Source organism: Bacteroidota bacterium (assembly GCA_018266835.1).
Lineage (GTDB): Bacteria > Bacteroidota > Ignavibacteria > Tepidaquicellales > Tepidaquicellaceae > JAFDZO01.
The window spans coordinates 595,078-619,073 of the sequence record JAFDZP010000005.1 but is presented as its reverse complement, the minus strand read 5'-3'; the positions used below and the strand labels follow the sequence as shown (position 1 = coordinate 619,073).

At 34.3% G+C, this 23,996-nt stretch carries 27 protein-coding genes; 10 read left to right on the top strand and 17 right to left on the bottom strand.

Going from position 1 to position 23,996, the window contains the following annotated elements; all coding sequences use genetic code 11:
* Positions 1 to 59 precede the first annotated feature (59 nt).
* From JST55_15340 to JST55_15325, 4 genes are read left to right on the top strand one after another with little or no spacing between them, the layout of a single operon-like run.
* A complete protein-coding gene (locus JST55_15340; GenBank protein ID MBS1494887.1) occupies positions 60 to 557 on the top strand; it encodes a hypothetical protein in 498 nt (165 codons plus the stop codon).
* 22 nt (positions 558 to 579) lie between these two features.
* Positions 580 to 1,131 (top strand): thioredoxin family protein, encoded by a 552-nt coding sequence (locus tag JST55_15335; protein MBS1494886.1) that lies wholly within the window; start codon positions 580 to 582, stop codon positions 1,129 to 1,131.
* Between the two features lie 27 nt (positions 1,132 to 1,158).
* The gene (locus JST55_15330; protein MBS1494885.1) at positions 1,159 to 1,764 is read left to right on the top strand and encodes a 2,3-diphosphoglycerate-dependent phosphoglycerate mutase; all 606 of its coding nucleotides are present in this window, start codon (positions 1,159 to 1,161) and stop codon (positions 1,762 to 1,764) included.
* Positions 1,765 to 1,815: 51 nt separating this feature from the next.
* Positions 1,816 to 2,433, top strand: coding sequence for an HAD-IA family hydrolase (locus tag JST55_15325; GenBank protein ID MBS1494884.1), 618 nt, complete (start codon positions 1,816 to 1,818; stop codon positions 2,431 to 2,433).
* Between the two features lie 191 nt (positions 2,434 to 2,624).
* Here JST55_15325 and JST55_15320 read toward each other — a convergent pair whose 3' ends face one another.
* From JST55_15320 to gnd, 5 genes are all read right to left on the bottom strand, one after another.
* Positions 2,625 to 3,014 carry an antibiotic biosynthesis monooxygenase gene (locus JST55_15320; protein ID MBS1494883.1) on the bottom strand — a complete coding sequence of 130 codons (390 nt, stop codon included), beginning with the start codon at positions 3,012 to 3,014 and terminating at the stop codon, positions 2,625 to 2,627.
* A 134-nt stretch (positions 3,015 to 3,148) separates the two neighbouring features.
* Positions 3,149 to 3,589, bottom strand: coding sequence for a response regulator (locus JST55_15315; GenBank protein MBS1494882.1), 441 nt, complete (start codon positions 3,587 to 3,589; stop codon positions 3,149 to 3,151).
* 135 nt (positions 3,590 to 3,724) lie between these two features.
* Positions 3,725 to 4,447, bottom strand: a complete 723-nt coding sequence (gene pgl, locus JST55_15310; protein ID MBS1494881.1) for a 6-phosphogluconolactonase — start codon at positions 4,445 to 4,447, stop codon at positions 3,725 to 3,727.
* Positions 4,448 to 4,455: 8 nt separating this feature from the next.
* The gene (locus JST55_15305) at positions 4,456 to 5,976 is read right to left on the bottom strand and encodes a glucose-6-phosphate dehydrogenase (protein MBS1494880.1); all 1,521 of its coding nucleotides are present in this window, start codon (positions 5,974 to 5,976) and stop codon (positions 4,456 to 4,458) included.
* Between the two features lie 21 nt (positions 5,977 to 5,997).
* A complete protein-coding gene (gene gnd / locus JST55_15300; GenBank protein MBS1494879.1) occupies positions 5,998 to 6,897 on the bottom strand; it encodes a decarboxylating 6-phosphogluconate dehydrogenase in 900 nt (299 codons plus the stop codon).
* A 356-nt stretch (positions 6,898 to 7,253) separates the two neighbouring features.
* Here gnd and JST55_15295 point away from each other — a divergent pair, with 356 nt between their 5' ends.
* A complete protein-coding gene (locus tag JST55_15295; protein ID MBS1494878.1) occupies positions 7,254 to 7,766 on the top strand; it encodes a DinB family protein in 513 nt (170 codons plus the stop codon).
* 14 nt (positions 7,767 to 7,780) lie between these two features.
* Here JST55_15295 and JST55_15290 read toward each other — a convergent pair whose 3' ends face one another.
* From JST55_15290 to JST55_15250, 9 genes are all read right to left on the bottom strand, one after another.
* The gene (locus JST55_15290; GenBank protein MBS1494877.1) at positions 7,781 to 8,953 is read right to left on the bottom strand and encodes an O-antigen ligase family protein; all 1,173 of its coding nucleotides are present in this window, start codon (positions 8,951 to 8,953) and stop codon (positions 7,781 to 7,783) included.
* A gap of 127 nt (positions 8,954 to 9,080) precedes the next feature.
* Positions 9,081 to 10,982, bottom strand: coding sequence for a polysaccharide biosynthesis protein (locus JST55_15285; GenBank protein ID MBS1494876.1), 1,902 nt, complete (start codon positions 10,980 to 10,982; stop codon positions 9,081 to 9,083).
* A complete protein-coding gene (locus tag JST55_15280) occupies positions 10,982 to 11,593 on the bottom strand; it encodes a sugar transferase (GenBank protein MBS1494875.1) in 612 nt (203 codons plus the stop codon). Before JST55_15280 ends, JST55_15285 begins: the two co-directional genes overlap by 1 nt.
* An 87-nt stretch (positions 11,594 to 11,680) precedes the next feature.
* A complete protein-coding gene (locus tag JST55_15275; protein ID MBS1494874.1) occupies positions 11,681 to 12,898 on the bottom strand; it encodes a DegT/DnrJ/EryC1/StrS family aminotransferase in 1,218 nt (405 codons plus the stop codon).
* Positions 12,899 to 12,986: 88 nt separating this feature from the next.
* A complete protein-coding gene (locus tag JST55_15270) occupies positions 12,987 to 14,096 on the bottom strand; it encodes a DegT/DnrJ/EryC1/StrS family aminotransferase (GenBank protein ID MBS1494873.1) in 1,110 nt (369 codons plus the stop codon).
* A gap of 11 nt (positions 14,097 to 14,107) precedes the next feature.
* The gene (locus tag JST55_15265) at positions 14,108 to 15,100 is read right to left on the bottom strand and encodes a glycosyltransferase family 2 protein (GenBank protein ID MBS1494872.1); all 993 of its coding nucleotides are present in this window, start codon (positions 15,098 to 15,100) and stop codon (positions 14,108 to 14,110) included.
* A 19-nt stretch (positions 15,101 to 15,119) separates the two neighbouring features.
* On the bottom strand, positions 15,120 to 15,836 hold the full coding sequence (locus tag JST55_15260) for a class I SAM-dependent methyltransferase (protein ID MBS1494871.1): 717 nt from the start codon (positions 15,834 to 15,836) through the stop codon (positions 15,120 to 15,122).
* A 202-nt stretch (positions 15,837 to 16,038) separates the two neighbouring features.
* Entirely contained in the window at positions 16,039 to 16,905 is an 867-nt protein-coding gene (locus JST55_15255) for an SDR family oxidoreductase (protein MBS1494870.1), read from the bottom strand.
* A gap of 99 nt (positions 16,906 to 17,004) precedes the next feature.
* On the bottom strand, positions 17,005 to 17,634 hold the full coding sequence (locus JST55_15250; protein ID MBS1494869.1) for an outer membrane beta-barrel protein: 630 nt from the start codon (positions 17,632 to 17,634) through the stop codon (positions 17,005 to 17,007).
* A 414-nt stretch (positions 17,635 to 18,048) separates the two neighbouring features.
* Here JST55_15250 and JST55_15245 point away from each other — a divergent pair, with 414 nt between their 5' ends.
* The 5 genes from JST55_15245 to JST55_15225 all read left to right on the top strand — a co-directional run bounded on the left by JST55_15245 (position 18,049) and on the right by JST55_15225 (position 22,913).
* Positions 18,049 to 18,291: a hypothetical protein gene (locus tag JST55_15245; protein MBS1494868.1), complete on the top strand. Its 243-nt coding sequence runs from the start codon at positions 18,049 to 18,051 to the stop codon at positions 18,289 to 18,291.
* Positions 18,292 to 18,365: 74 nt separating this feature from the next.
* On the top strand, positions 18,366 to 18,680 hold the full coding sequence (locus tag JST55_15240; protein ID MBS1494867.1) for a phosphoribosylpyrophosphate synthetase: 315 nt from the start codon (positions 18,366 to 18,368) through the stop codon (positions 18,678 to 18,680).
* Between the two features lie 24 nt (positions 18,681 to 18,704).
* The gene (locus JST55_15235) at positions 18,705 to 19,658 is read left to right on the top strand and encodes a glycosidase (protein ID MBS1494866.1); all 954 of its coding nucleotides are present in this window, start codon (positions 18,705 to 18,707) and stop codon (positions 19,656 to 19,658) included.
* Positions 19,659 to 19,665: 7 nt separating this feature from the next.
* Positions 19,666 to 21,942 (top strand): glycosyltransferase family 4 protein, encoded by a 2,277-nt coding sequence (locus tag JST55_15230; GenBank protein ID MBS1494865.1) that lies wholly within the window; start codon positions 19,666 to 19,668, stop codon positions 21,940 to 21,942.
* 29 nt (positions 21,943 to 21,971) lie between these two features.
* Positions 21,972 to 22,913 (top strand): YihY/virulence factor BrkB family protein, encoded by a 942-nt coding sequence (locus tag JST55_15225; GenBank protein ID MBS1494864.1) that lies wholly within the window; start codon positions 21,972 to 21,974, stop codon positions 22,911 to 22,913.
* Between the two features lie 49 nt (positions 22,914 to 22,962).
* Here the strand turns inward: JST55_15225 and JST55_15220 are convergent, their stop codons facing one another.
* From JST55_15220 to JST55_15210, 3 genes are read right to left on the bottom strand one after another with little or no spacing between them, the layout of a single operon-like run.
* Positions 22,963 to 23,139, bottom strand: a complete 177-nt coding sequence (locus JST55_15220; GenBank protein MBS1494863.1) for a hypothetical protein — start codon at positions 23,137 to 23,139, stop codon at positions 22,963 to 22,965.
* A gap of 37 nt (positions 23,140 to 23,176) precedes the next feature.
* Positions 23,177 to 23,572: a hypothetical protein gene (locus JST55_15215; protein MBS1494862.1), complete on the bottom strand. Its 396-nt coding sequence runs from the start codon at positions 23,570 to 23,572 to the stop codon at positions 23,177 to 23,179.
* A 6-nt stretch (positions 23,573 to 23,578) separates the two neighbouring features.
* Positions 23,579 to 23,980, bottom strand: coding sequence for a YtxH domain-containing protein (locus JST55_15210; GenBank protein MBS1494861.1), 402 nt, complete (start codon positions 23,978 to 23,980; stop codon positions 23,579 to 23,581).
* Between the last annotated feature and the right edge of the window lie 16 nt (positions 23,981 to 23,996).

Here is a 23,996-nt window from a genome sequence, read left to right as displayed (position 1 = left end):
ACTTGAAAAAAAATATATAAACTCATTAATTGCATAATACAAGATAATATAACTACAAAATGTCTGAACGAAAACCAAAAGAAAAAAATAACGGTAAAAAGGAAAAAGATTCTCTCAAAGAAGATCTCGGGCTGACTGAAGATTCTATTATGGATGAAGATGAAGTCATCGAAGATGATTTCATAGAATCCGTTGACGATGAAGATAATCCTGAATTTATAAATGAGGTAAAGAAATTTGAAAGCGAACACACCAACGCAAAAGTTGTAAGCGTCTTTCAGAAAATCGGCTCTCCGAAATTCAAAAAATTATCAGATATTAAAAAAGATGCACTGGCTGATGAATACAAAAAGCTGATACTTCTTTTAGACGAGCATAATATTATAGTACACTTCCATAACGATTATCCTGTATCTGAAAAGTATCGTTTTATTGTAGAGGAAATCTTTAAGGAAGCGATAGAGGAAGATAAGAAAAATAAAAATGCTCACATAAGTTTTATCTATGAAGATTTTCATCCGGAAATGGATGACGATGACGACGAAGAAGATTATTAATTAAATTCAAATCCCGGTAAAATTGCTTCTTCAAAGTACACAGCATAACCTTAATACTCCTGCAGTAAATTTTAATTTACAGGGAACCGATAATCATTATTATTCTCTTGAAGATTTTAAGGATAAAGAAATTTTAATAATAATTTTTATGTGCAACCATTGCCCTTACGTGAAGGCAGTGATTGAAAGATTTGTAAAATTTCAGGAGAAGTATAAAGATAGAAGTGTACAGCTTTTAGCAATTAATCCCAATGATGTACAGACTTACCCGCAGGATTCATTCGAAAATATGGTCAAGTTTCACTCCGAGCATAAAATGAATTTTCCTTATCTCATAGATGAAACTCAGGATACAGCAAGAGCGTATGAAGCAGTCTGCACCCCCGATATTTATTTATACGATAGCAATCGTGAATTAAAGTACAGAGGAAGACTTGATAATAACTGGAAAGATGAGAACAATGTTACTCATAAGGATTTAGAAATTGTAACAGATTTACTTTTAGATAAACAAAATATTTCAAAGCTTGAGCAGGTTCCTTCAATGGGATGCTCAATAAAATGGAAAAGTTAATTACCCCAACATTATAATTTAAAATTTATGCCAAATTTAGTTTTAGTACGTCACGGGCAATCATTATGGAATCTTGAAAATAAATTTACAGGCTGGATTGATGTTGACCTCTCACCAAAGGGCGAGGAAGAGGCAGCAGATTCAGGAAAGAAACTGGCGAATTTTGAATTTGATATAGCCTTTACATCTGCTTTAACAAGAGCACAAAGAACTCTTTCAATAATTCTTGAACACAATAAAAAAAAGGTAACACCCGTTGTAAAAGATAAAGCTTTAAATGAAAGAATGTATGGCGACCTTCAGGGAATGAATAAAGATGAGTGCCGCGCTAAGTTCGGCGAAGACCAGGTAAAAATATGGAGAAGAAGTTATGATATTTGTCCTCCTAACGGTGAAGCTCTGAAGCAGACTGCTGAAAGAGTTCTGCCGTACTACCACGAAAAAATTGAACCGCTGCTTAAAGAAGGAAAAGATGTATTGGTTGTTGCTCACGGCAACAGTTTGAGAGCATTGATAATGTATCTAGAAAAGATGACTCCTGCGCAAATCCTTGAATATGAAATTCCGACAGGTACTCCCAGACTATATACTTTAGATAAAAATCTTAATGTACTGGAAGTAGTTTACCTGTAAAAAAGGAAAATATTCCTGCTGAAATCTTCAGCGAAACTTAATCCGCATTCTTTGGAAACTCCAAAGATTAAAAATATTATTTTCGATCTTGGAAATACTTTGATATTTTTCGACCATGGATATTTTTATGATGGTCTTGCAAATATTGAAAAGGGATTGAATGCCAATAAACTAAAAAAGTTTATCATAGAGAAAAAGCTTGATGTAAAGCTTGGCAAAGGCAGAATTACAGGCAAAGATTTCTTCAAAGCGGTCAAGAAAAAATTCAATATCAAGACGGGCTATAACGATTTTATATATTTGTACAGCGATGTATTCTGGGAAAATAAACCTATGATAAAGCTGCTTGAAAATCTCATTGATGAAAGAAGATACAAAGTGTTTCTTCTTTCGAATACTGATTCATCTCACTTTAATTTTATACTTAAGAATTTTCCTTCGATAAATCTTATAAAGAATAAAATTCTTTCATATAAAGTAAATGCGCTGAAACCTGAAAAGAAAATTTTTACCGATATGGTAAAGAGATATAGAATAAATCCGCAGGAGACAGTCTTCATAGATGATATAAAGCCTTACATTGTATCAGCGGATAAATTAAAATTTAATACAATTCATTACACTACTCATAAAAATTTTCTGAAGCAGTTTAATAAATTGATAAAGTAATGTTGAATTTGTAAAGAGGGAAGTGTGAATTTATTTTGAAGCGTAATATGCAATCAATGCAGGAATAAGCAGCCATAATAATCCTTTAATAAGGAAAAACAGAAATCCCGCTACTCCAAGTTTTTTTAACCAACTTAGAAATGTATCTTTGCCCATGCCCGGTAAAAATATAACAGTTATCTTTTAAAATTTTAATTACACATTACTTCATAAGTTTTAAAATCAGAAGTCATAGGTGGTTCTTTTCCTTCTTCTTTATATTTTTTGATGTCTTCAAATCCACGTTTATGTCCTTCTATAAACTCAGGTGACTTAGTCCAGTTTTTGAATGCATCAGCATTATCCCAATGGCTAACAATTAAATAAACGTTACCATTCCCCATTGGTTTCAGAACTTCCATTTCAAGAAATCCCGGCATTGTATCAATTGCCTTTGCTCGTGTTGAAAACAACTGTTCGAATCGTTCTTTGTAATCTTCTTTGCAAGTAATGTAATTTATGGCAACAAATTTTTTACCGATATCGTTGCTTTGCCCGAGCTTTTCACCGCGGATTTTTACTTCTTCTACTAAACTTTCCATTGAAATATTTTTTTTAAAGTGTATCGTAAATTACAAATAATAACGAATTTTTGCAATATATTTATTTAGACTTAGTTTAGATAAGAAAATAAATACAGAATTATTTAGTAGATTAATTTGAGAAATCGCTGCAATTATTTTGGAGGTTGGTTAATTAGAAGCCAGTATAAACCCAGGTCTGCGACGGCTTTTGCAAACTGATCGAAGTCAACCGGCTTCACAACATAGCTGTTTACGCCGTTTTTGTAGCTTGTGATAATATCCTGATCTTCTTTGGATGAAGTCATTATTATCACCGGAATGGACTTAGTTCGTTCATCTGATTTGATTTGCCGCAATACTTCAAGTCCGTCAACTTTAGGCATTTTAAGGTCCAGTAAAATAACCTTTAGTCCGTTTTTTACAGTCCCGTTTACATAACTTCCTTTAGCAAAGATAAAGTCGAGCGCTTCAGCTCCGTCTTTCAGATGAATTAAATTATTGCCAAGATTATATTTGTTAAGAGCGCGTATGGTTAGCTCAGCATCAGTCGGGTTGTCTTCGACCAATAAAATTTCATAATGATTTTTTTCCATAAGTATTTACATTTCATTAATTAGGAAATTTTTGAACGTATTTCGCGCAGGAGAGTGCAAGAAAAACTAAAGATAATAATAATATTTTAATTTCAAAATACTTTAATAAAATCAAGCAATTATTATAAACTATTTTTATAAGCTAATCAGGGATGAACTGTCTACATCCATAAACCAGTAAAGTATTCCGGTATTTAGTTTAACATATGATGCAGGATAATTATTCGATTGCACGCCGTCATGTAAAATCTTTGCAGCTATGTTCGCTTTATTTTTTCCCGTTACTAAAAACGCCCCTTGTTGAGAATTGTTAATTATCCTTCCTGTAATTGTTATTCTATTCTGATTTGTAACCGGCTGCTTTACCGCTTCACAAATATTATCTGATTCAAACAAATCTAGTCTACCCGGAAAAATTGATGCTGTATGACCGTCCTCTCCTAACCCCAGCATTACAAAATCGAAGCACGGCAAATTACTTCTGAACGGGACTGTTTTTAAAATTTCATCTGAATATCTTTTTGCTTCTTCATTGGGTTCATCTTCTCCTCTGATTCTGTGTATATTTTCAGGTGGAATATTTATTTTATCCAATAGAAAATCTTTTGTCATTTTGTAGTTACTTTCATCTGAGTCAGGAGGTACGCATCTCTCATCTCCCCAGAAGAAATGGACTTTCGACCAGTCAACTTTTTCTGAATATCGCTCAGCTAAGACTTTAAATACAATTTTTGGTGTAGAGCCGCCTGAAAGAGAGATGTAATATTTATCTTTTAAGTTGATGTCATCAGCAATAAAATCTGCAAACGCTTCTGCAAGTAACTCAGGCGTTTTAAATATTTTAATAATCGGATTCATTTTAGTTTTTATAATTCACAATAAGTGCCGTCATCGGAAAGATTACTGCAAGGATATCGCCAGGTAACATTTTTATCCTCAATTAAATCATCTGCATTATCCGGTCCCCATGTTCCTGCGGGGTATCCGTAAATTTTAATGCCCTGATTATTCTTCCATGCCTTCTGTATCGGAGCAAGAAATTTCCAAGCCGCTTCAACAACATCACCGCGTGAATATAAAGTTGAATCTCCCATCATGCAGTCATAAATCAATCTTTCGTATGCATCGGGTATATGAACGTTTCCTAAATCTTTATAATGGAAATCCATGTTGACTGTTCTGATATCAAAACCGCCTCCGGGGACTTTCATACTAATTTTCAAAAGTATACCTTCGTCCGGTTGAATACGAATGATTAATTGATTACATGTTTCACAATTATCTGTCTGTCCAAACAAGGCATGAGGGGTAGGTTTAAAATGAATAACAACTTCAGTTACTCTGGTAGGAAGGCGCTTACCGGTTCTTATGTAGAATGGTATTCCGCCCCAACGCCAGTTATCTATATAGAACTTCATTGCAATGTATGTCTCAGTTCTTGAGTCAGGATTCACATCCACTTCTTCCCTGTAACCCTTAACCTGTTCGCCTCTTATTGTTGAAGCCATATACTGACCGCGAATTACATATTTATCTACTTCCTCTTCCTTAATTGGTCTTAGTGACTGATAAACTTTTAATGTCTCATTTCTAATCGCATCCGAAGCAAAAGAGGATGGCGGCTCCATGGCAACGAAACTCATTACCTGAAGCAGATGATTCTGAACCATATCTCTCAGCGCTCCTGCATTATCGTAATAACCTCCGCGGTTTTCTACTCCTATGCTTTCTGCTGAAGTAACTTCGACATGATGAACATAACTTCTGTTCCACAGCGGTTCAAAAATTCCGTTTGAAAATCTTGTGACCAATAAATTCTGAACAGTCTCTTTACCGAGATAGTGGTCAATTCTATAAATCTGATTTTCTTTGAAAATTTTATGAAGCTCGCTGTTTAATTCAATGGCCGAATCCAAATCATATCCAAATGGCTTTTCTATTACGAGCCTTCTGAATCCAACTGACTGGTCCTGTAAATTATATTCGCCCAGACTTTGAGCAATCATTGCATACGCGCTTGGGGGAGTTGCGAGATAAAATATATAATTACCGTCTAATGAGTGTTTCTCGTTTAGCTCATCAATTCTTTCTTTCAATCTTCCATAGTCTTGTGAAGTTTTAGTATCAATTGACATATAGTGAAGCTTCTCCAGAAATTTTGGAACGTCGCCATTAACATTATCTTTTACAAACTCTTTAATGCTTTCATTCATCGCTTCGCGAAAAGTGTCATCTGTAAAATCTGTTCTTGAAACACCAAGAATTATAAAATTTTCCGGTAATACATTTTGCTTAAATAATTCATATATAGATGGCATAAGTTTCCTTTTCGTAAGGTCACCGGATGCACCGAATATTACTATTAAACAATCTTTTGGTTTTTCCATTTTCATTTTTGTTCTTCCTTCTTAATCTTCCTTTTTAACAGCGTGTCCGCCAAATTGATTTCTTAATGCTGCAAGTACTTTCATTGCAAATGAGTCTTCCTGACGTGATTGGAATCTTGTATACAAGGAAGCAGTAATAACATGTGCCGGGACATTTAATTCCATTGCAGCTTCCACAGTCCATTTCCCTTCACCGCTGTCTTCAACATAGCCTTTTATTTGCTCCAATCCCGGATCTTGTTTGAATGCAAGTACTGCAAGCTCAAGCAGCCATGAACGTACAACACTTCCGTATTGCCACCCGCTTGCTACTGCAGCGACATCAATATTAAAAGGGGACTTTTCCATTATCTCAAAACCTTCTGCAAACGATTGCATCATTCCATATTCAATTCCATTGTGAACCATTTTTACAAAGTGCCCTGCGCCGCTTTCCCCGCAATAAGTATAGCCGCCTTCAGGAGCAAGACTTTTGAAAACAGGATAAGTGTATTCAACAGCTTCTTTATTTCCGCCCGTCATTAAACTGTAACCGTTTTGTAATCCCCATACTCCGCCGCTTGTACCGCAATCGATGTAGTGAATTCCAAGTTTTGCGAGAACTTTTCCTCGAGCCATAGTGACTTTCCAGTTTGAATTGCCTCCATCAATTATAATGTCATCTTTCTTTAATAGCTTAGATAATATTTCAAGATTAGAATCTACTGGAACTCCGGCAGGCACCATAAGCCATACAATTTTTCTTTCGGGCAATTTATTTACTAAATCTTCAACCGAGTCTGCGCCTTCTGCTCCGTTTTTTATTGCTGCATCTACCTCGGGTCTTGTGAGATTGTAAGCTGCTATCTGATGACCGTCTTTAATGAGGCGCTCAACCATGTTGCCGCCCATTCTTCCAAGACCTATAAATCCTATTTTCATTTCTATTATTTAAATTTAATTACACTTAAAAAGTATAACAAAATAATACAGTTAAAGTTTATAACTCAATTCATTTAATTATGCTTTAATTTAAAATTTCTTTAGGCCGATAAGTTAATATAAAATCATAGAGCAAAACTTACGCCCCCTCGTAAGTTTTCTGATAATTCGATGTTAAAACAATAGATAAATCGCACCGATTATATTTTATCATTATAAAAATAATAATTTAAATTCCCCTCTCTTAGTGCCTATTAGCAGCAATATGTTCTTCCTAAAAATTTCTTAAATTCCAGAGTGAATTCATTTCTCATATTTATTATATTTATTAGAGATATCAAAGCTAAAATTATTTTATGGATATAAATCCCGTCATAAATGAACTCTCTAAAAACAAAATTATCTTTCAATCTCTCTTTGAAAATCTTCCGTCAGATTTTTATCTCTGGCGTGAGGGTGATGACAAATGGAATCTCCTTGAAATCCTCTGCCATCTGTATGATGAAGAGCGTGATGATTTCAGAAACCGCGTACAGAACACTCTTGAAAATCCGCAAGCGCCGTTTACTCCTATAGAGCCCGGTAAATGGGTCACTTCACGAAAATATTCTGAACAAAATTATGCTGAGAAGTTAAAAGATTTTCTTGCAGAAAGGGATAACTCAATTAAATATCTGAGTGAACTTCAAAATCCTCAATGGGAAAATGAACACATTCATCCAAAATTTGGTGCAATGAAAGCAAAAATGTTTTTATACAACTGGCTTGCCCATGATTATCTTCATATAAGACAGATTATCAGAGTGAAGTATAATTATTTTAAGGAAGTAAGCGGAGAGAAGTTTGACTATGCGGGAGAGTTGATATAATTATGAATTATGAATTACACTTTGTTTATAAAAATGTTCTTTAACATTTTTAGGTTTTCTTCTTTTAAAGAAATGAATGCTATGAATGAAAATAAACCCGTCTGAAAGGGGATTGAATATGAAAACAATGCAAGCAGAAGGAAGTACAAAAATAAAAAGACGAGCAGTAAATTTACTTTGAGAACACTTCTGTAAATATAAATCAATAACGTACAAATAAAAACAAGACCGGTTATACCGAGCTCGATAGCATACTCAATAAAAATGTTATGCGGATACTTTAATCCTTTTGTGTAAATGAATATACTCTCATCGTAAAAACTTCCCAGCCCTCTGCCGAATATAATATTCTGGCTAAAAATTTCATACGCCGTTCTGTAAATGTGCATGCGTGTTTGTATGGCGCCGTCAGTTAACTGTTGAACATGAAAAATATTAAAAACCTGAGTAAACCTCTCAAATAAAATTGAAAATGAATTATTGAAATAAACTATGGCTGCAAGCAGAATAATCCCTGCTGAAAGAAATGAAAGTATTTTTACAAAGGAAATCTTTTTTTTGATAAGCGCATAAATAATGATACAGGCTGTAATTAACAGCGAGCTTACTATTGCTCCGCGAAGTCCGCTAAGTATTAATCCAGCAAAACTTATTAAAAAAAATATTTTATCAATTTGAAATTTTTTAAGAAAATCAAAATAGATAAGATTTATAATCGATACTAAAAATACAAATCCCATATATCTCCCAAATCCTACATGGCTGTATAAACCTATGCCAAAAATTTTCATCTGAGAATATTCATCGTAGAATGAAATAAAAGGTCCCGATGAGGCAGATACAATTGTCAATAACAATCCTGAAAACAAAATTATTGTTACTAATTTTTTAAGGAGCGATAAACTGAAATTGACAAGAAGGAACCGCAAAGCAAAAATATTGAGAATAATATTTACTAATATTCCGTAAAATTTGCTCTGACCGTAAACGAAATTATGTGTATAGAGAAGTGTAAGACCGTGGTAAATAATAAACACAGATAAGAGTAAAAGAAATGCAGCTGAAGATTTTATATCCGAAACAAATTTTTTTAACTTCTGACCTGAGGATAATATTAATATCCAAAGAAGTACCGGAAAAACAAGGCGTACACTTGTAAAACTCTGATCAAATGTACAGAAAAACAATGAGGCAATAAAGGAGGCAGCTAAAAGATAATTTTTAAATTCCTCGTTAAGGTTAAACTCACTGCCGTCAGTTGTTTTTCCGGAAAATTTTTTGATAAATTATTTTGTGAAATTTTAATTGTAGAATTTAATGATAATTTGTCAGCGAAATATCTTTTGTATGCTGAAAATCCGAAAGCATTTCTTTTAAATAATTCAGAACAATCTGGTCGTTATTATCATCTGTATGAGATATAAGAGTTTCAACTGTATTATCAAGATTGTCAATTATTATTTTACTTGCATTGGATGCAATCAGAATTTTTATGTGTTTTGTTCTTGCATATTCTTCACCATCAATAAATAATTCTTCGTATAACTTTTCACCGGGGCGTAGACCTGTTGTCACAATTTTAATATCTTCACCGACTTTATAACCGGAAAGATTTATCATGTCATGCGCAAGGTCAATTATCTTTATCGGTTTACCCATATCTAAAACAAAAATTTCACCGCCTGAACCTATTTCGGCTGCCTGCAGAACTAACTGCACAGCTTCCGGTATTGTCATAAAATATCTTACTATATCCTGATGTGTAATGGTAACCGGACCGCCTTCAGCAATTTGTTTTTTGAATGTAAGAACAACGCTTCCTCTGCTTCCTAGAACATTTCCAAATCTTACAACAACGTAATTTTTCCCGTAATCTTTTGCTGCCTTCAGAACAATCATTTCAGCCATACGCTTCGTAGCTCCCATGATACTTGTCGGGTTCACAGCTTTATCAGTGGAAATCATTACGAAGTTTTGGATATTATTTTTAGCGCATGCTTCAATAAGATTTTTAGTCCCTAGAATATTGTTTGTTACCGCTTCACATGGATTGGCCTCCATTAAAGGCACGTGCTTATGCGCAGCGGCGTGAAAAACTATATCAGGTTTATAATCAATTATAGTCTGGTCAATTCTTGTTTTATTCCTTACATCGGCAATGACAGATTCTATAGAAACGTGATTAAAATTTTTCTTCTTTCTGGTATGCAGCTCATTTTGAATTTCAAAAATTGAATTTTCGCCATGGCCGAGAAGTATTAATTTCCCCGGATTACAATTTAAAATTTGCCTGCAAAGTTCGCTTCCTATAGAACCACCTGCGCCTGTAACAAGTACAATTTTATTTTTAATTAAATTCTTTACCTGCTTAATATCTGTCTGAATCGGCTCTCTTTTTAATAAGTCTTCAATCTGAATATCTCTTATGCTGTCAATTCTAACACGATTATCAAGAAGCTCAAAGGTATTCGGAATGGTTCTTGTTTTTACTCCAAGCTTGGTGCAGATGTTAACTATATTTCTAATCTCTTCACCTTTCAGAAGAGTCATAGCAATAACTACTTTGGAAATCTTATATGTTTTTATAGCATCAGCTAAAATTTCATTGTTGCCTAAAACACTTATACCTCTTATTTTCAGTCCGGCTTTTTTCTTGTCGTCATCAATAAAAGCAACAGGATTCAATCCGTTGCTTGGATGCCTTTGCATTTCTTCTACAATTTTTACTCCCGCTTTTCCTGCTCCGTAGATTAAAACTTTTTCACCAGAGCCGCGTAAATTTTTTCTTTGCTCAAGTCTTTCTATTAATCGGATGCTGAATCTTGATGCAGAAAAGAATATATAAGTTATAAATGAATCAATTAATGGAAGTGAATTTGGGATGCCGTCAAAAATCTTTACCTGAGACCTCAATAATATAAGGAAGGCATACTGGAATGTATTAAATAGAATGAAGGCAAGAATAATTTTGGCAAGTTCATCTATGCTTGCAACGTGCCAGAATTTTTTATAAAGACCAAGATAATAGTTTACAATTAATTTTATAAAGAGCGATACTAAAACATAATTAAAAATTGCAACTATATGAATTGTAATAAAAGAAGCGTCTTCAACTCTCAGTAATAAAGCTAAAAATGGTGATATTAAAAAGAACAGCACATCCAGTATTAACAGATGTCTGTTTCGTATTTTTTTAAGATATGGATTTAAGAACATCACGGCTTTGTTTCCCCCTGCCTTTGTCTTATTATGTAGTAAATTGTAAGAAAAATAATTTTAAAATATTCCGTTACCTTAATATTATTTAAATATAATCTGTTCAATAATATTTTCTCAGGTAATATTTTATTTATATATAATTTTTCGGGATTATCAGATTTTGCCAGCAGCTCTTCTTCATTAATGAATTTTATTGTAGCATAGTCTGTTATTCCCGGCTTTACTTTCAGAATTTCTTTTTGTTGTTCAGTATAAAGATTAACATATTTTCTAAGTTCCGGTCTGGGACCTACAAAACTCATATCTCCTTTGAGCACATTCCAAAGCTGAGGAAGTTCATCTATCTTGAATTTCCTTAGTACTTTGCCTGCACTTGTAATACGGTTAGCTTCAGGATCAGACGTTAAAAAAGAATTATTTCCACTGTTTACTTTCATGGTTCTGAATTTATATAATTCAAAATCCCGATTCAGTAGTCCTACTCTGCTTTGTTTGTATAATACAGGTAATTTAGAATCAATTATTATCAATAACGAAGCAATTACGAGTATCGGGCTGAAAAGAATTAACCCTAAGAAAGAAATTAGAAGATCAAAAAATCTGATCATTTATATGTGTTAGCGCTCATGCCTGCTGTTGCGCTAGATTTTCGAGAACGATTTAAAATAAGTGTTTTAAAGGTTAATTTAAACATTCTATTTTTTACACAAAACTTTATTGTATGCTTTTACAACACAGTCAACTATGTAATTAATATTATCGTTCGTTAATTGCGGGTAAACCGGGAGAGAAATTTCTATAGAATAATTTTTATAGCTGACCGGGAAGTCTTCTATTTTGTAATTAAGATTTTTAAATAATGTGAGAAGCGGAAGCGGCTGAAAATGCACATTGACCGATACACCATTGCGAAAAATTTCATCTATTATTAAATCCCTTTGAAATTCAGTTATATCTTTTATACGAAGTAAATAAACGTGGTAAGAAGATTCTTTTCTTTTGCAGAAAGTCGGAGGAGAAATAGCCCAATCAATTTTTGCAAAAGCTTCGTCATACAATCTGAAAATTTCTTTTCTTCGCTGGTACAATTCTTTTTTATATATCTGAAATTGAGCAACTGCAATTGACGCAAGAATATCAGGCATATTGATTTTGAATCCCTGATATATTATATCGTACTTCCATTCTGCTCCCATAGTTTTTGCATACGCATCTTTAGTTTGTCCGTTAAAAGAAAGTAATCTCAGGAAGTCATAAATCTTTTTGTTATCAAAAGGGGCAGGAAGATTTATACACAATGCGCCGCCTTCGGCTGAGCTTATATTTTTTACTGCATGGAAAGAAAAAACCGTGAGGTCGGCAAGCGAACCTGTTGGTCTCCCTTTGTATCTTGCTCCGATAGAATGAGCTGCATCTGAAAGAATTAATATCCTGCCAAGCTTTTTCTGATTTTCGCCATTTGATTTAAATTTATCTAATACTTCTTTAGAATTTACTACATCATAGATTTCATTGTAATCGCATGGCAGCCCTGCAATATCAACAGGCATTATTGCTTTAGTCTTTTCTGTAATTACGGATGCAAGCTTTGTTGTATCAATGCAGAAGTCATCGTTTATATCAACCATAACAGGTTTTGCACCAAGATGCAATACAGCCAGAGCAGTAGCTACAAATGTGTAAGCAGGGATAATTACTTCATCGCCCGGTTTTATGCCGTACCAATGAAGCGCCAGGAGTAATGCTGAACTTGCAGAGTTAACACACAGAACGTCATTCACACCGGATATAATTGCAACTTCTTCCTGCAGAATTTTGACCTGCGGACCGGTTGTAATCCATCCCGATTTAATTGTTTCAATTAAATTTTCGATTATATCGTCGTTAACGTAGGGGAGATAAAAGGGTATCATTTTAAATGCTCAAACTTTTATATAAAAATAACAAAAGCGAAGCAACAAAGATACTTTAAAAGGAATTATGTATGAATACTTTTAACTGTTATTGTGTGGTGAAAAATTTCTTTATCTTTTCAGAAATAAAAGTAATCTGCTCTGAAGTTAACTCAGGATACATAGGCAGGGATAGAATTTCATCCTGGAAAATATTTGTCAGTTTATAATCTTCCGGCGGAATATTCAGATAACTATATGCAGGTAAATTTGGCAATGCAACAGGGTAATGAATAGAAGTCTCTATTTTATGAGAATATAAAAATTCTTTCAGTGCATCGCGATGTTTTGTCCTTATAACGTAAAGATGAAATGTATGTTTTGAGTTTTCGCGAATTTGTGGAGTTACAACATCGCCGATATCTGTAAGCATTTGTGAATAAAGCTTTGCATTGTTAATTCTTTTGTTCGTCCATTCAGTAAGATGGGGAAGCTTTGCGCTAAGAATGGCTGCCTGCATACCGTCAAGCCTGCTGTTGATACCCTCCATTTCGTGAATATGTTTTTTTATCGAGCCGTGATTTGCAAACATTCGGATTTTTTCGGCAAGCGCGTCATCATTTGTAATTATGCATCCCGCATCTCCGTAAGCGCCCAGATTTTTACCGGGGTAAAAGCTGAAAGTTGCAGCATCGCCGAATGTACCTGCAAGTTTTCCGTTGCACTCAGAAAGATGCGACTGCGCGCAGTCTTCAATTAAAAATAAATTATGCTTTTTACATATAGTCTGAATTTTTTCAATATTGCAGACCTGCCCGTATAGATGGACTGCAATGACAGCTTTTGTTTTTGAATTTATTTTACTTTCAATGAGTTCTTCATCTATTGTATAAAGTTTATCATTAATATCTACGAACACCGGTTTGGCACCTGCTTGCGAGATGGTTTCTGATGTGGATATCCAGGTATTTGCAACTGTTATAACTTCATCACCTTGTCCAATGCCCAGCATTTTTAATGTTATGTAAATAGCATCTGTACCGTTAGCGACTCCGATGCAATTTTTAATTTTATATAAATCAGCAAAGGAATTCTCAAATTGTTTTACATACTTCCCGCCGATAAAGGCAGTATCGTTTATAACTGACTGAACAGCATTATCTATTTCATTTTTTATTGATAAGTATTGTGCTTTTAAATCTACAAATGGTATCTTCATGTAAGTAAAAATTAAATTGTTTTTGAAAAGAGTCCCCGCAGCGTTCCCCATCCGTAAGAAAAATGAAAAGCGAAAAATAAAAAGGGCAGAGATAAAATATTTTTAAGCGATTTATATTTTTTTATTGTGACAGAAAATAATAATCCCGCAAATAAATGAACTCCAATAGCGCCTGCCAGCAATACTAATTGTAAACCTGAATTAATCAGCAAACCTAAGATTGCAAACACAGTCATAATTATAATTGTAACTACAAATGCAAAGGGAATATAATGATGCAGCTTCATTGACTCGGGATTCTCGAGCAAAGATTTTGCATTCCAGAAGCCGTTTCTATAGGAATACTTATACAACCCCTTTAATGTATCTTCAGGATAATAATAGCATTCAGTCTTCCACGTATTATACAATTTATATCCGGCATTCATGATTCGATTGTTCAAATCGTTATCCTGATTTCTATGAAGCTCCGTATCATACAAACCTACTTCTTCAAATACTTCTCTTTTAAAAACAGGGAAGTTTACCATTGAAGTATATCCTTCTTTCACAGTTCTGAATGATTCGCCGGATACGCCGAATTTACTTGTCAAAATAAGTTCGCACAATTCCCCTCCATTTGAATCTTTTTCAATTGATGTCACCACTTTCCCTGACACTCCCGCTGAACCTGTTCTCTCCATTTCTGCAATACAAGTTTTTATATAATCATTCTTATAAATCGTATGTGCGCCGAGTATAGCTATGTAATTACCGTTGGATTCCTGTATCCCTATATTTCTTCCGAAAGGATTTTTCCTTTCAGGATTATCAATTAATTTAATTCTGCTGTTCTGCGTTTCATATGATTTTATTATCTCTCTTGTTTTATCTTCAGAACGTCCATCCACTACGAAAATTTCAAGCTGCATATTATCAAGCTGCTGACTTAGAAAACTATCCAGAGTTTTTGCAATTAATTTCTCTTCGTTATATGTGGTACAAACAATTGAGACAAGATTCATAAACTATAACTTTTTCTGATTACTTCTGCGCATATCCGTAAATCATATATCTTGAATTTTCCGGAGTAATTTTTTCTAAAATATTATCTAAGGGTAGTACTTTCTTTTTTGTACCGGTACCGGAAAAGAAAGCTGATATAACTCCGGCAGTGTGAATTTCCATCCTGCTGAAATTTACCAATAGAGATTCTATTTCATTTATTGAAAAGTACTTCCAATAGACAGCCCATCTGCGAAAAATTTTCCTGAGAGCAGTATGAATAAAAGAGCCCTTGGCATTTTCAGCATACAACAAAATCCCACCCGGTTTTAGTACTCTGTAAATTTCAGCTATTGCTTTTTTTACCTGATTAGTATTGTCATTTTTTCCTATTGAGCCGAGCACCGATTTAAGTATTACGACATCAAACATATCTGAACTAAAATTCAGTGAGCAGGCATCTGCAATTGAATAACTGATTTTATTCTCCGCTCCATATTTTTTATGAAGCTCACTTGCATCGGAATTTATTTCTTCAATATCCGTACAAAATGTTTTGAAGCCAAAGTCATAAGAGAGAAATAATGAAAGCCCGCCGTCTTTACTTCCAACTTCCAGCGCAAGACCTTTCTCGTTTTTGTGTGAATTTAAAACTTCTCTCCAGAAATTCAAAGCCTTATTCCATATATAAATATCCCATGACAGATATTCTTCCAATGTAGGAATTGCTTTAATTTCTTTATGTGTTTTAGTCAATATTATTTATAATCAACATTAAAGAAAATAAATAGAATAAAATTGAAATTAATTGCATTTGAATTTGCACTTAACAGGAAGTAAAAAAATTATAATTGAAGTTTGTGATATGAACTTGAGATGACTATGAAATAAAAATAAAAATGCCGGTGGAGTATAGATTCACCATCGGCTTAAATGTCAGTGGTACTTATGAAGGGAATTATCCGTTAACTATTTCTCCGCCGTTAACATGAATGATTTGACCTGTAATGTAAGATGAATCATCACTTGCCAGAAAAACATAAGCAGGCGCTACTTCCTCCGGCTGGCCTGTTCTACCCATAGGAGTTTCGCTTCCGAAGTGGGAAACTTTTTGTTTAGGAAAACTTGCAGGAATCAATGGAGTCCAGATTGGTCCAGGTGCTACGGCATTTACACGAATTCCTTTTTTAACTAATGAACCTGATAAGGAACGCGTGAACGCAACTATCGCTCCTTTTGTAGAGGAGTAATCTAAAAGTTCAGGACTTCCTCTGTAAGCTGTTACAGAAGCAGTATTAATGATTGCTGCACCTTTTTTTAGATATTTCATTGCGGCTTTTACCATATAAAACATTGAAAAGATATTCGTTGAGAATGTTTTTATTAATTGTGCTTTGGTAATTTTTTCTATGTTATCCTGCGGATATTGCACGGCGGCGTTGTTTACTAATATATCCAGTCTGCCAAACTCTTTATAAACTTTATCTACTGAACGCTTACAAAAATTTTCACCCTTCACATCTCCCGGCAATAATAAACATCTCTGACCTTGCTCTTCAATCAATTTTTTTGTTTCTTTAGCATCTCTGTGTTCGTTAAAGTAAATTATTCCAACATTGCATCCTTCTTTTGCAAAATCAATTGCTACGGCGCGACCAATACCGCTATCACCTCCTGTTATTATCGCCGCTTTATTTTGTAATTTTTTAGCAGGTAAATACTTATCTGATTCGGTAACAGGCTTTGGTGACATTTTAAATTGCATACCCGGCTGCTTCGGTTGAGTTTTTCCCTCGCGTAATTTTCTTTTTTTGCTTCCCTGCATGTCTTAACTAATTAATGTTTTGTAAATAAAAACATCTTGCCCCTCTGCGGAGCAAGATGTTTTTTGTAATTCCTTAACCATGCGTTGTATCGTTATATCTTAGAACTTAAATTCTAATCCTGTTGATGCTGTAATAAAGCTCTTTGTTGTTGTTGATGTAAACACTGTGTTATATTTTGTTCTTAGCATAAGATTCATGTTCGGTGATAAGTATAATGAAGCACCTATTCCTGCATTAACACCAAGCTTTGTTTCATTTATTTCTGGTACTACTGCTGCTGTCGGGTCTCCGGGCTGATAACTTGCCTGACTGAAAATATAAGGTCCGATACCTGCATCTGCAAATAATTGTGATTTAACATTGATGCTTGAGAAATAATATCTTGGTCCTGCAGTTATTTCAATATATTTTCCGATTGCTCCGCCGCTTGCGCTTGAGTTCATGAACATATAGTTACCTCTTAAGTAAAAACCTACTTCTTTGTTTACCTTTGCGCCTGCTTCAAGACCAAAAATACCATTAGCTTTAAAGCTGTTGCTTAATTCCATAATTGGGAATACAATACCGCCTGATGGAGCAACTGACCATTGCGGATAAGCTTCTTTTGTTACTACATACGTTTTAGATGGTGTTGTAACAACTGTTGTTGTTGTTTGTGCAAATGAATTAGATGCAAATGCAAATAATATCACAGCTAATAGCGTAGAAAATAATTTCTGGGATTTCATGACTTCTCCTTTTAATTTAGTTTAGTATAATTTTATTTTTCAAATTTTTTATTTCGTACATCTGCACTTTACTAAAACAATTGGTGTGCCATTTTGAAAAACGTCAAAAATAAACAGCAAATAAAAAAAATGAATTTTTACAATTTTCAGATGTCATAAAAAATATTTAATAAAAATTTATGAAAAGTTGATTTTCAGACAGGAAAACAAAAAAAATGCGTGATACTACTGAGATTGTCTTGAAAGGACAGGTATGTCGCACCTTGTCAGTATTGACGTAGTGAGCTAAATACCTAAATTATAATCTGCATATATAATGCGTTTCCAGTATATAAATACATCTTTTGAAAGGTTCCTCCTACCTCAGATGGCATAGTTATTGTTTTAAAATAGATTAGAAACCAATTAACTATTATGCCAGCTACAAAAAAATCGTCATCTAAAAAATCATCTACGTCATCAACAACTAAGAAGGCAGCACAGCATAAAGGTGCTGAAAAAAGAAAAGCTGAATTGCCTGCAAAAAGAAAAAGACAATACAAGCATATTCTTGAAAGCGAGAAAGAAGAAGGAAGAAGCACAAAATCTGCAAAGAGAATTGCCATGGCTACTGTGAACAAAACACGTTCGAAGAAAGGGGAGACTAAATCCAAATGAATTTAATGTATCCGGCAGTTCATTTTCAAAACTACTACTTAATAATAAAAAACTATTCAAATATGGAAAGTGAAATGAAAACGCTCGTTGAAGTAATTAACAGACTGCGGGAGAAACACTATATACACGATTTCGAAGTATCGCATCATAAGCTTATTTGCAAAGAAACAGGTGAGTGTTTTGATGCGCATGAAGTGAATATAGATAAGACGTTCCGTTTTGAAGGCGACTCTAATCCGGATGACATGTCAGTTTTATTTGCTCTTACATGCAAATCAGGTACACAAGGAATTCTTATCGATGCCTATGGAACCTATGCAAATTCAGATGTAACAGAGTTTGTTAAAAAAATTCCGCATCAGGATGAAGCTGTTGCTGAAGTAATATAATTTTTAATTAAAATTTTTTAAATCATGGATAAACTAATGTATTCTTTTCACGGACCCGGACTTTTTAAAAGATATAAGAATAATCCGATTCTTACACCTGCTATGTGGCCATACAGGATAAACTCATGCTTCAATGCAGCTGCAACAATGTTTAACAATGAAGTTCTGCTTTTAAACAGAGTTGAAGATATGAGAGGCTTCTCTCATTTATGCAAAGCAACAAGCAAAGACGGATATACTAACTGGAAGATTGATTCCAAACCTACAATGCTTCCGAAGGTAGAAGACTTTCCGGAAGATAAGTACGGAATAGAAGACCCGAGAATCGTGCTGCTTGAAGAAGAAGGTAAGTTTGCAGTAACATATACTTCATTTTCAGAGAGCGGTCCTCTGGTTTCACTCGCTACTACAGAAGATTTTGAAACATTCAGAAGATACGGAGTTGTAATGCCGCCGGACGATAAAGATGCATCATTATTCCCGAGAAAATTTAACGGCAGATACGCACTGATTCACAGACCTTCACCGACAAATTATTTAATAGGTGCGCATATATGGATATCATACTCACCTGATTTAAAACACTGGGGTGACAGCGCAATTTTATTGCCTGCAAGAAAAGGAAGCTGGTGGGATGCATATAAAGTCGGGCTTGGACCTCAGCCTATTGAAACAAAAGAAGGCTGGCTTATAATTTATCACGGAGTAAAAACTACGGCTGCAGGTTCTATTTACAGACTGGGATTAGCTTTACTTGATTTAGATGACCCAACAAAAATAATAAGAAGAAGTGATGAGTGGATTTTCGGACCTAGTGAAATGTACGAGAGAGTCGGAGATGTGCCAGATGTAACTTTCCCATGCGGAGTAGTAGTAAAGGGTGACGATCTGATAATGTATTACGGCGCTGCAGATACAACGATGGCTATAGCAACAGCTTCTATGAAAGAAATATTAACTTATTTAATGAAATGCTAAATACGAAATGCTAAAGACAAATGGTTTCCATCAGAAAACGCTTGGAATATCTTTTATATCATCTTTTCTTCCGCGGCAATGCGGGATTGCTACATTTACAAATGACCTAGCAACATCTATATCTAAAGTATCCCGCAACGAGAATATTATAACAAACATTGCAGCTTTGAACGACATTCCGGAAGGATATAAATATCCTTCCGATGTCAAATTTGAAATTAAAGATAAAAAAATTAATGACTTCAAAGAAGCTGCTTATTATCTGAATCTGTCTGATTCCGATGTTATAAATATTCAGCATGAATTCGGTCTGTACGGCGGTGATGCAGGAGCAAATATTTTATACCTTATTGAAAATTTAAATAAGCCGTTAGTTACTACACTTCATACGATACTTGAAAAACCAAGTCCGGATGAAATGAAAGTGATAAAAGAAATTGCTGCTCACTCATCATATCTGGTTGTTCAATCAGAGAGAGCTGTAATGATGATGCACAATATTTACGGAATTCATCCTGATAAAGTAAGGTTCATTCCACACGGAGCGCCTGAAGTTCAGTTTTTAGATACATCATATTATAAAGATAAATTCAGACTAAGTGATAAGAAGGTTATACTCACATTCGGGCTCCTCGGACCCGGAAAAGGGCTGGAAGATGTTATTACAGCCCTTGCAGAAGTTGTTAAAACATATCCGGATGTTGTATATATAATTTTAGGGGCAACGCATCCGAATGTTAAAAGGCAGTTTGGTGAAACATACAGAATTTCACTGGAGAATCTTGTAAAAAAATATGACCTTGAAAACAACGTCATGTTCATAAACAGATTCGTCGATACAAAAGAGCTTCATGAGTTTTTACTTATGAGTGATATATATGTTAGTCCTTATCACAATAAAGCTCAGATAGTTTCAGGAACATTAACCTATGCAATGGCTTGTGGTAAGGCGGTCGTATCTACACCGTACTGGTACGCGGAAGAATCTCTGAAGAATGAAAGGGGAATATTGTTTCCTTTCAAGGATTCCAAATTCCTGGCAACGACTTTACTTGAGCTTTTACAAAATGAAAGCTTGCGCAACAGGCTTAGAAAAAATGCTTATGACGCTACACGAAAACTTACATGGAATAATGTAGCAAAGAATTACATTGATGTATTTACCCGCGCTATTGTTGAATACAAAACGAATACTTATTCGGGCACTGCTTCAAAGTACAGAGCACTGCCTGCGTTACCTGAAATAAATTTCAATCATCTTGAAAACCTTACTGACTCTACGGGAATACTCCAGCATGCTACATATTCGATAGGCAATCCTGCAGAAGGATATTGCACAGATGATAATGTAAGAGCATTGCTTATAACAGTAATGCATAAGCTGATTTTTAATGATGATAAGGTAAGCAAACTGATAAATATTTATCTCAGATTTGTTTATTATTCATTTAATAAAGAAAAAGGTCTGTTCAGGAATTTTATGTCCTATGAAAGAAAGTGGCTTGAAGAAGCCGGCTCTGAAGATTCAAACGGAAGAGTGATTTTTTCATTGGGATATATTATAAAAAATATGGATTCAAATTCAATTGTCGGACTTTCAAAATCTTTATTTGATGAAAGCATTCAGAACATGAAAGATTTCAAATCTCCCAGAACTATTGCTTATATGATTCTTGGAAGTGTTTTTTATCTTTCAAAATTTTCCGGTGCGCTTGATATAAAAAAAATATTCAATAACAAATGTGAAGAATTATACAATTGTTATCTGAAATATAAAGATGAAGACTGGAACTGGTACGAAGACAGTCTTTCATATTCAAATGCAAGATTGCCTCACGCGCTTTTAATGGCAGGTCAGTTTAAAAATAATAAAAAATATATAACTGCCGGACTTGAATCTCTTGAATGGCTATACGAACAATTACTGGATGACAGCAGGAAATTTATATCTTTAATCGGAAACGACGGATGGCTTGTTAAAGGGCAGCCCAAGGCAAGATTTGACCAGCAGCCTGTGGAAATACCGCCGTTAATGGATGCATGTTATCAGGCTTATCTTATAACAAAAAATCCCGAATGGATTAGCAGAGTTAATATGGCTTTCAGCTGGTTCCTTGGCAACAATGAAAGACAGGAGCCGATTTGCGATTTTGCAACAGGCGGCTGCTACGACGGATTAACATCTACAATGTTCAATCAAAATCAGGGAGCGGAATCTACCTTAAGCTGGCTTCTTGCTTTACTTAGAATGACAAAAATTAATCAGGAATTAAAAATGAGCTGATGCTGCATAAAAAATCAAATAAAAGAAGAATAACTTTTAAAAATATCCTATGGCTAATAAAAGAAACTTACTACGAGTTTCTGGATGATAAAGCTTTTAAAATGTCAGCCGCACTATCTTATTATGCGGCTTTTTCTATTGGTCCGATGCTGATAATAATTATTGCTATAGCCGGATTTATATTCGGAGAAGAAGCAGTAAAAGGGCAGATATTCAAAGAGATGCACGGCCTCATGGGAAATGACGGAGCTTTGTTATTGGAAACAATTTTAAAAGGAGCATCAAGTACATCGCAGGGAATTTTCGCAACTGTACTAAGTATAATATTTTTAATACTTGGTTCAATCGGAGTGTTTCTGGAACTGCAGGAATCTCTTAATATAATCTGGGGAGTCGAATTAAAGCCCGGAAGAGGATTAAAGGGATTTATTAAAAACCGAATTAATTCATTCTCACTTGTTATAGCAACATCATTTGTAATGATGATTTCGCTGGTAGTTAATTCAGTCATGACCATACTTAACAATTATCTGGGTAAGACATTCAGCGTATTATTTCCGTTGGCAGATGTATTGAATAACATATCGTCGTTTGCATTTATTACAATCCTCTTTGCTTTAATTTACAAATATCTTCCTGATGCAATTGTACCATGGAAGTATGTAAGAATCGGCGCAGTAATGACTGCAGCCCTCTTTACATTAGGGAAATACTTGATTGGGCTTTACATAGGAAATAGCTCTTACAGTTCAACCTACGGTGCAGCTGCTTCGATGGTTGTTCTATTCGTTTGGATTTACTATACAGGTATTATATTATACTTCGGTGCAGAGTTTACGCAGGTTTACAGAGAGAGATTTGGCGACAGTAAAATACTTCCGGATGGTGATGCTATTAAAATTCCAAAGGTCTCGGATCTTATAAAGCAATCAGTATCAGAAAATACAAACACTTCGGGTAATTCAAAATAAAAAAGCCGTTCAGTGAACGGCTTTTACAATTTGTAAATTATTGATGTTATTACTTTTTAAAGCTTTTGATAATTAATAATATCAAAGCGAGAACTGCCACAACAATAATAATTCCAACCCAAATTCCAACCTTAAAAATATCTTCTATAAACTGGCATCCCGGTAAAAGAGAAAGTGTCAGAAATATAAAAACTAAAAGACTGGGGGTAATTAGTTTTTTTTTCATTCGATGTTTTGTTTCTATAAAGTAAAACTCTGCTTAGTTATCTTTTTAAAAATTTTAATGCTGTTGAAACTCCTGCAAGGGCAGGGAAAATTGATTTTGCAACTGTTGTTGTTCCGTCTTTTATTTTTCCGAGTATTCCCGCTATATCTTCTGCTTTTGTAATTACATTGGTAATTGCAGGTCTTGCCTTGGCGTAGTCTACTTTTATATTTTCAGAAATCACAGATAAATCTTTTACAACTTCTGAAGCTTCTTTTACAACAACAGAAGTTTCCGAGATTAACGGAGTTAATCCATCGGAAACTTCTATAATTTCTTTTTCAATATTGCTTACTGAATTTGTTATTTTTTTGAGTGACATTATAAGATACACAGCAAGCACAATCATTGACGCAAAAAATAAAATCTCTACTATAGTTAATGTATCGTTCAATTTAGATTAATGATGTTTAGATTTTTGTTTATCTTTAATTGTATGATCTGCTGAATCCATCATTTTGTTTAGCTTGCTCTTTCCTTCGGTTACAAGGTTACCGGCATTATCAACAATTTTACTTTCAGTTGAGTTCAGTAAGCTTGAAATTTTATGTGTACCTTCTGTAATTAACTCTTCAGCTGATTCCTTTGCAGAATTTAAAAAATCACCTGCTTCATTTAAGTATTCGCCGGCAGAATTTTTTAAGCTTGTTGTAGCTTTCTTTATATCTTTGTTAATGTCCTTTCTTAAGTTCTTGCCTTTTTTAGGTGCAAACAAAAGCGCAAGTCCGCCAATTATTAATCCGCCTGTTAAAAATCCGTAAGTGAAATTAGGAACTCCGCTTGGTGTTGATGATTTATACATTTTATATTCTCCGTTT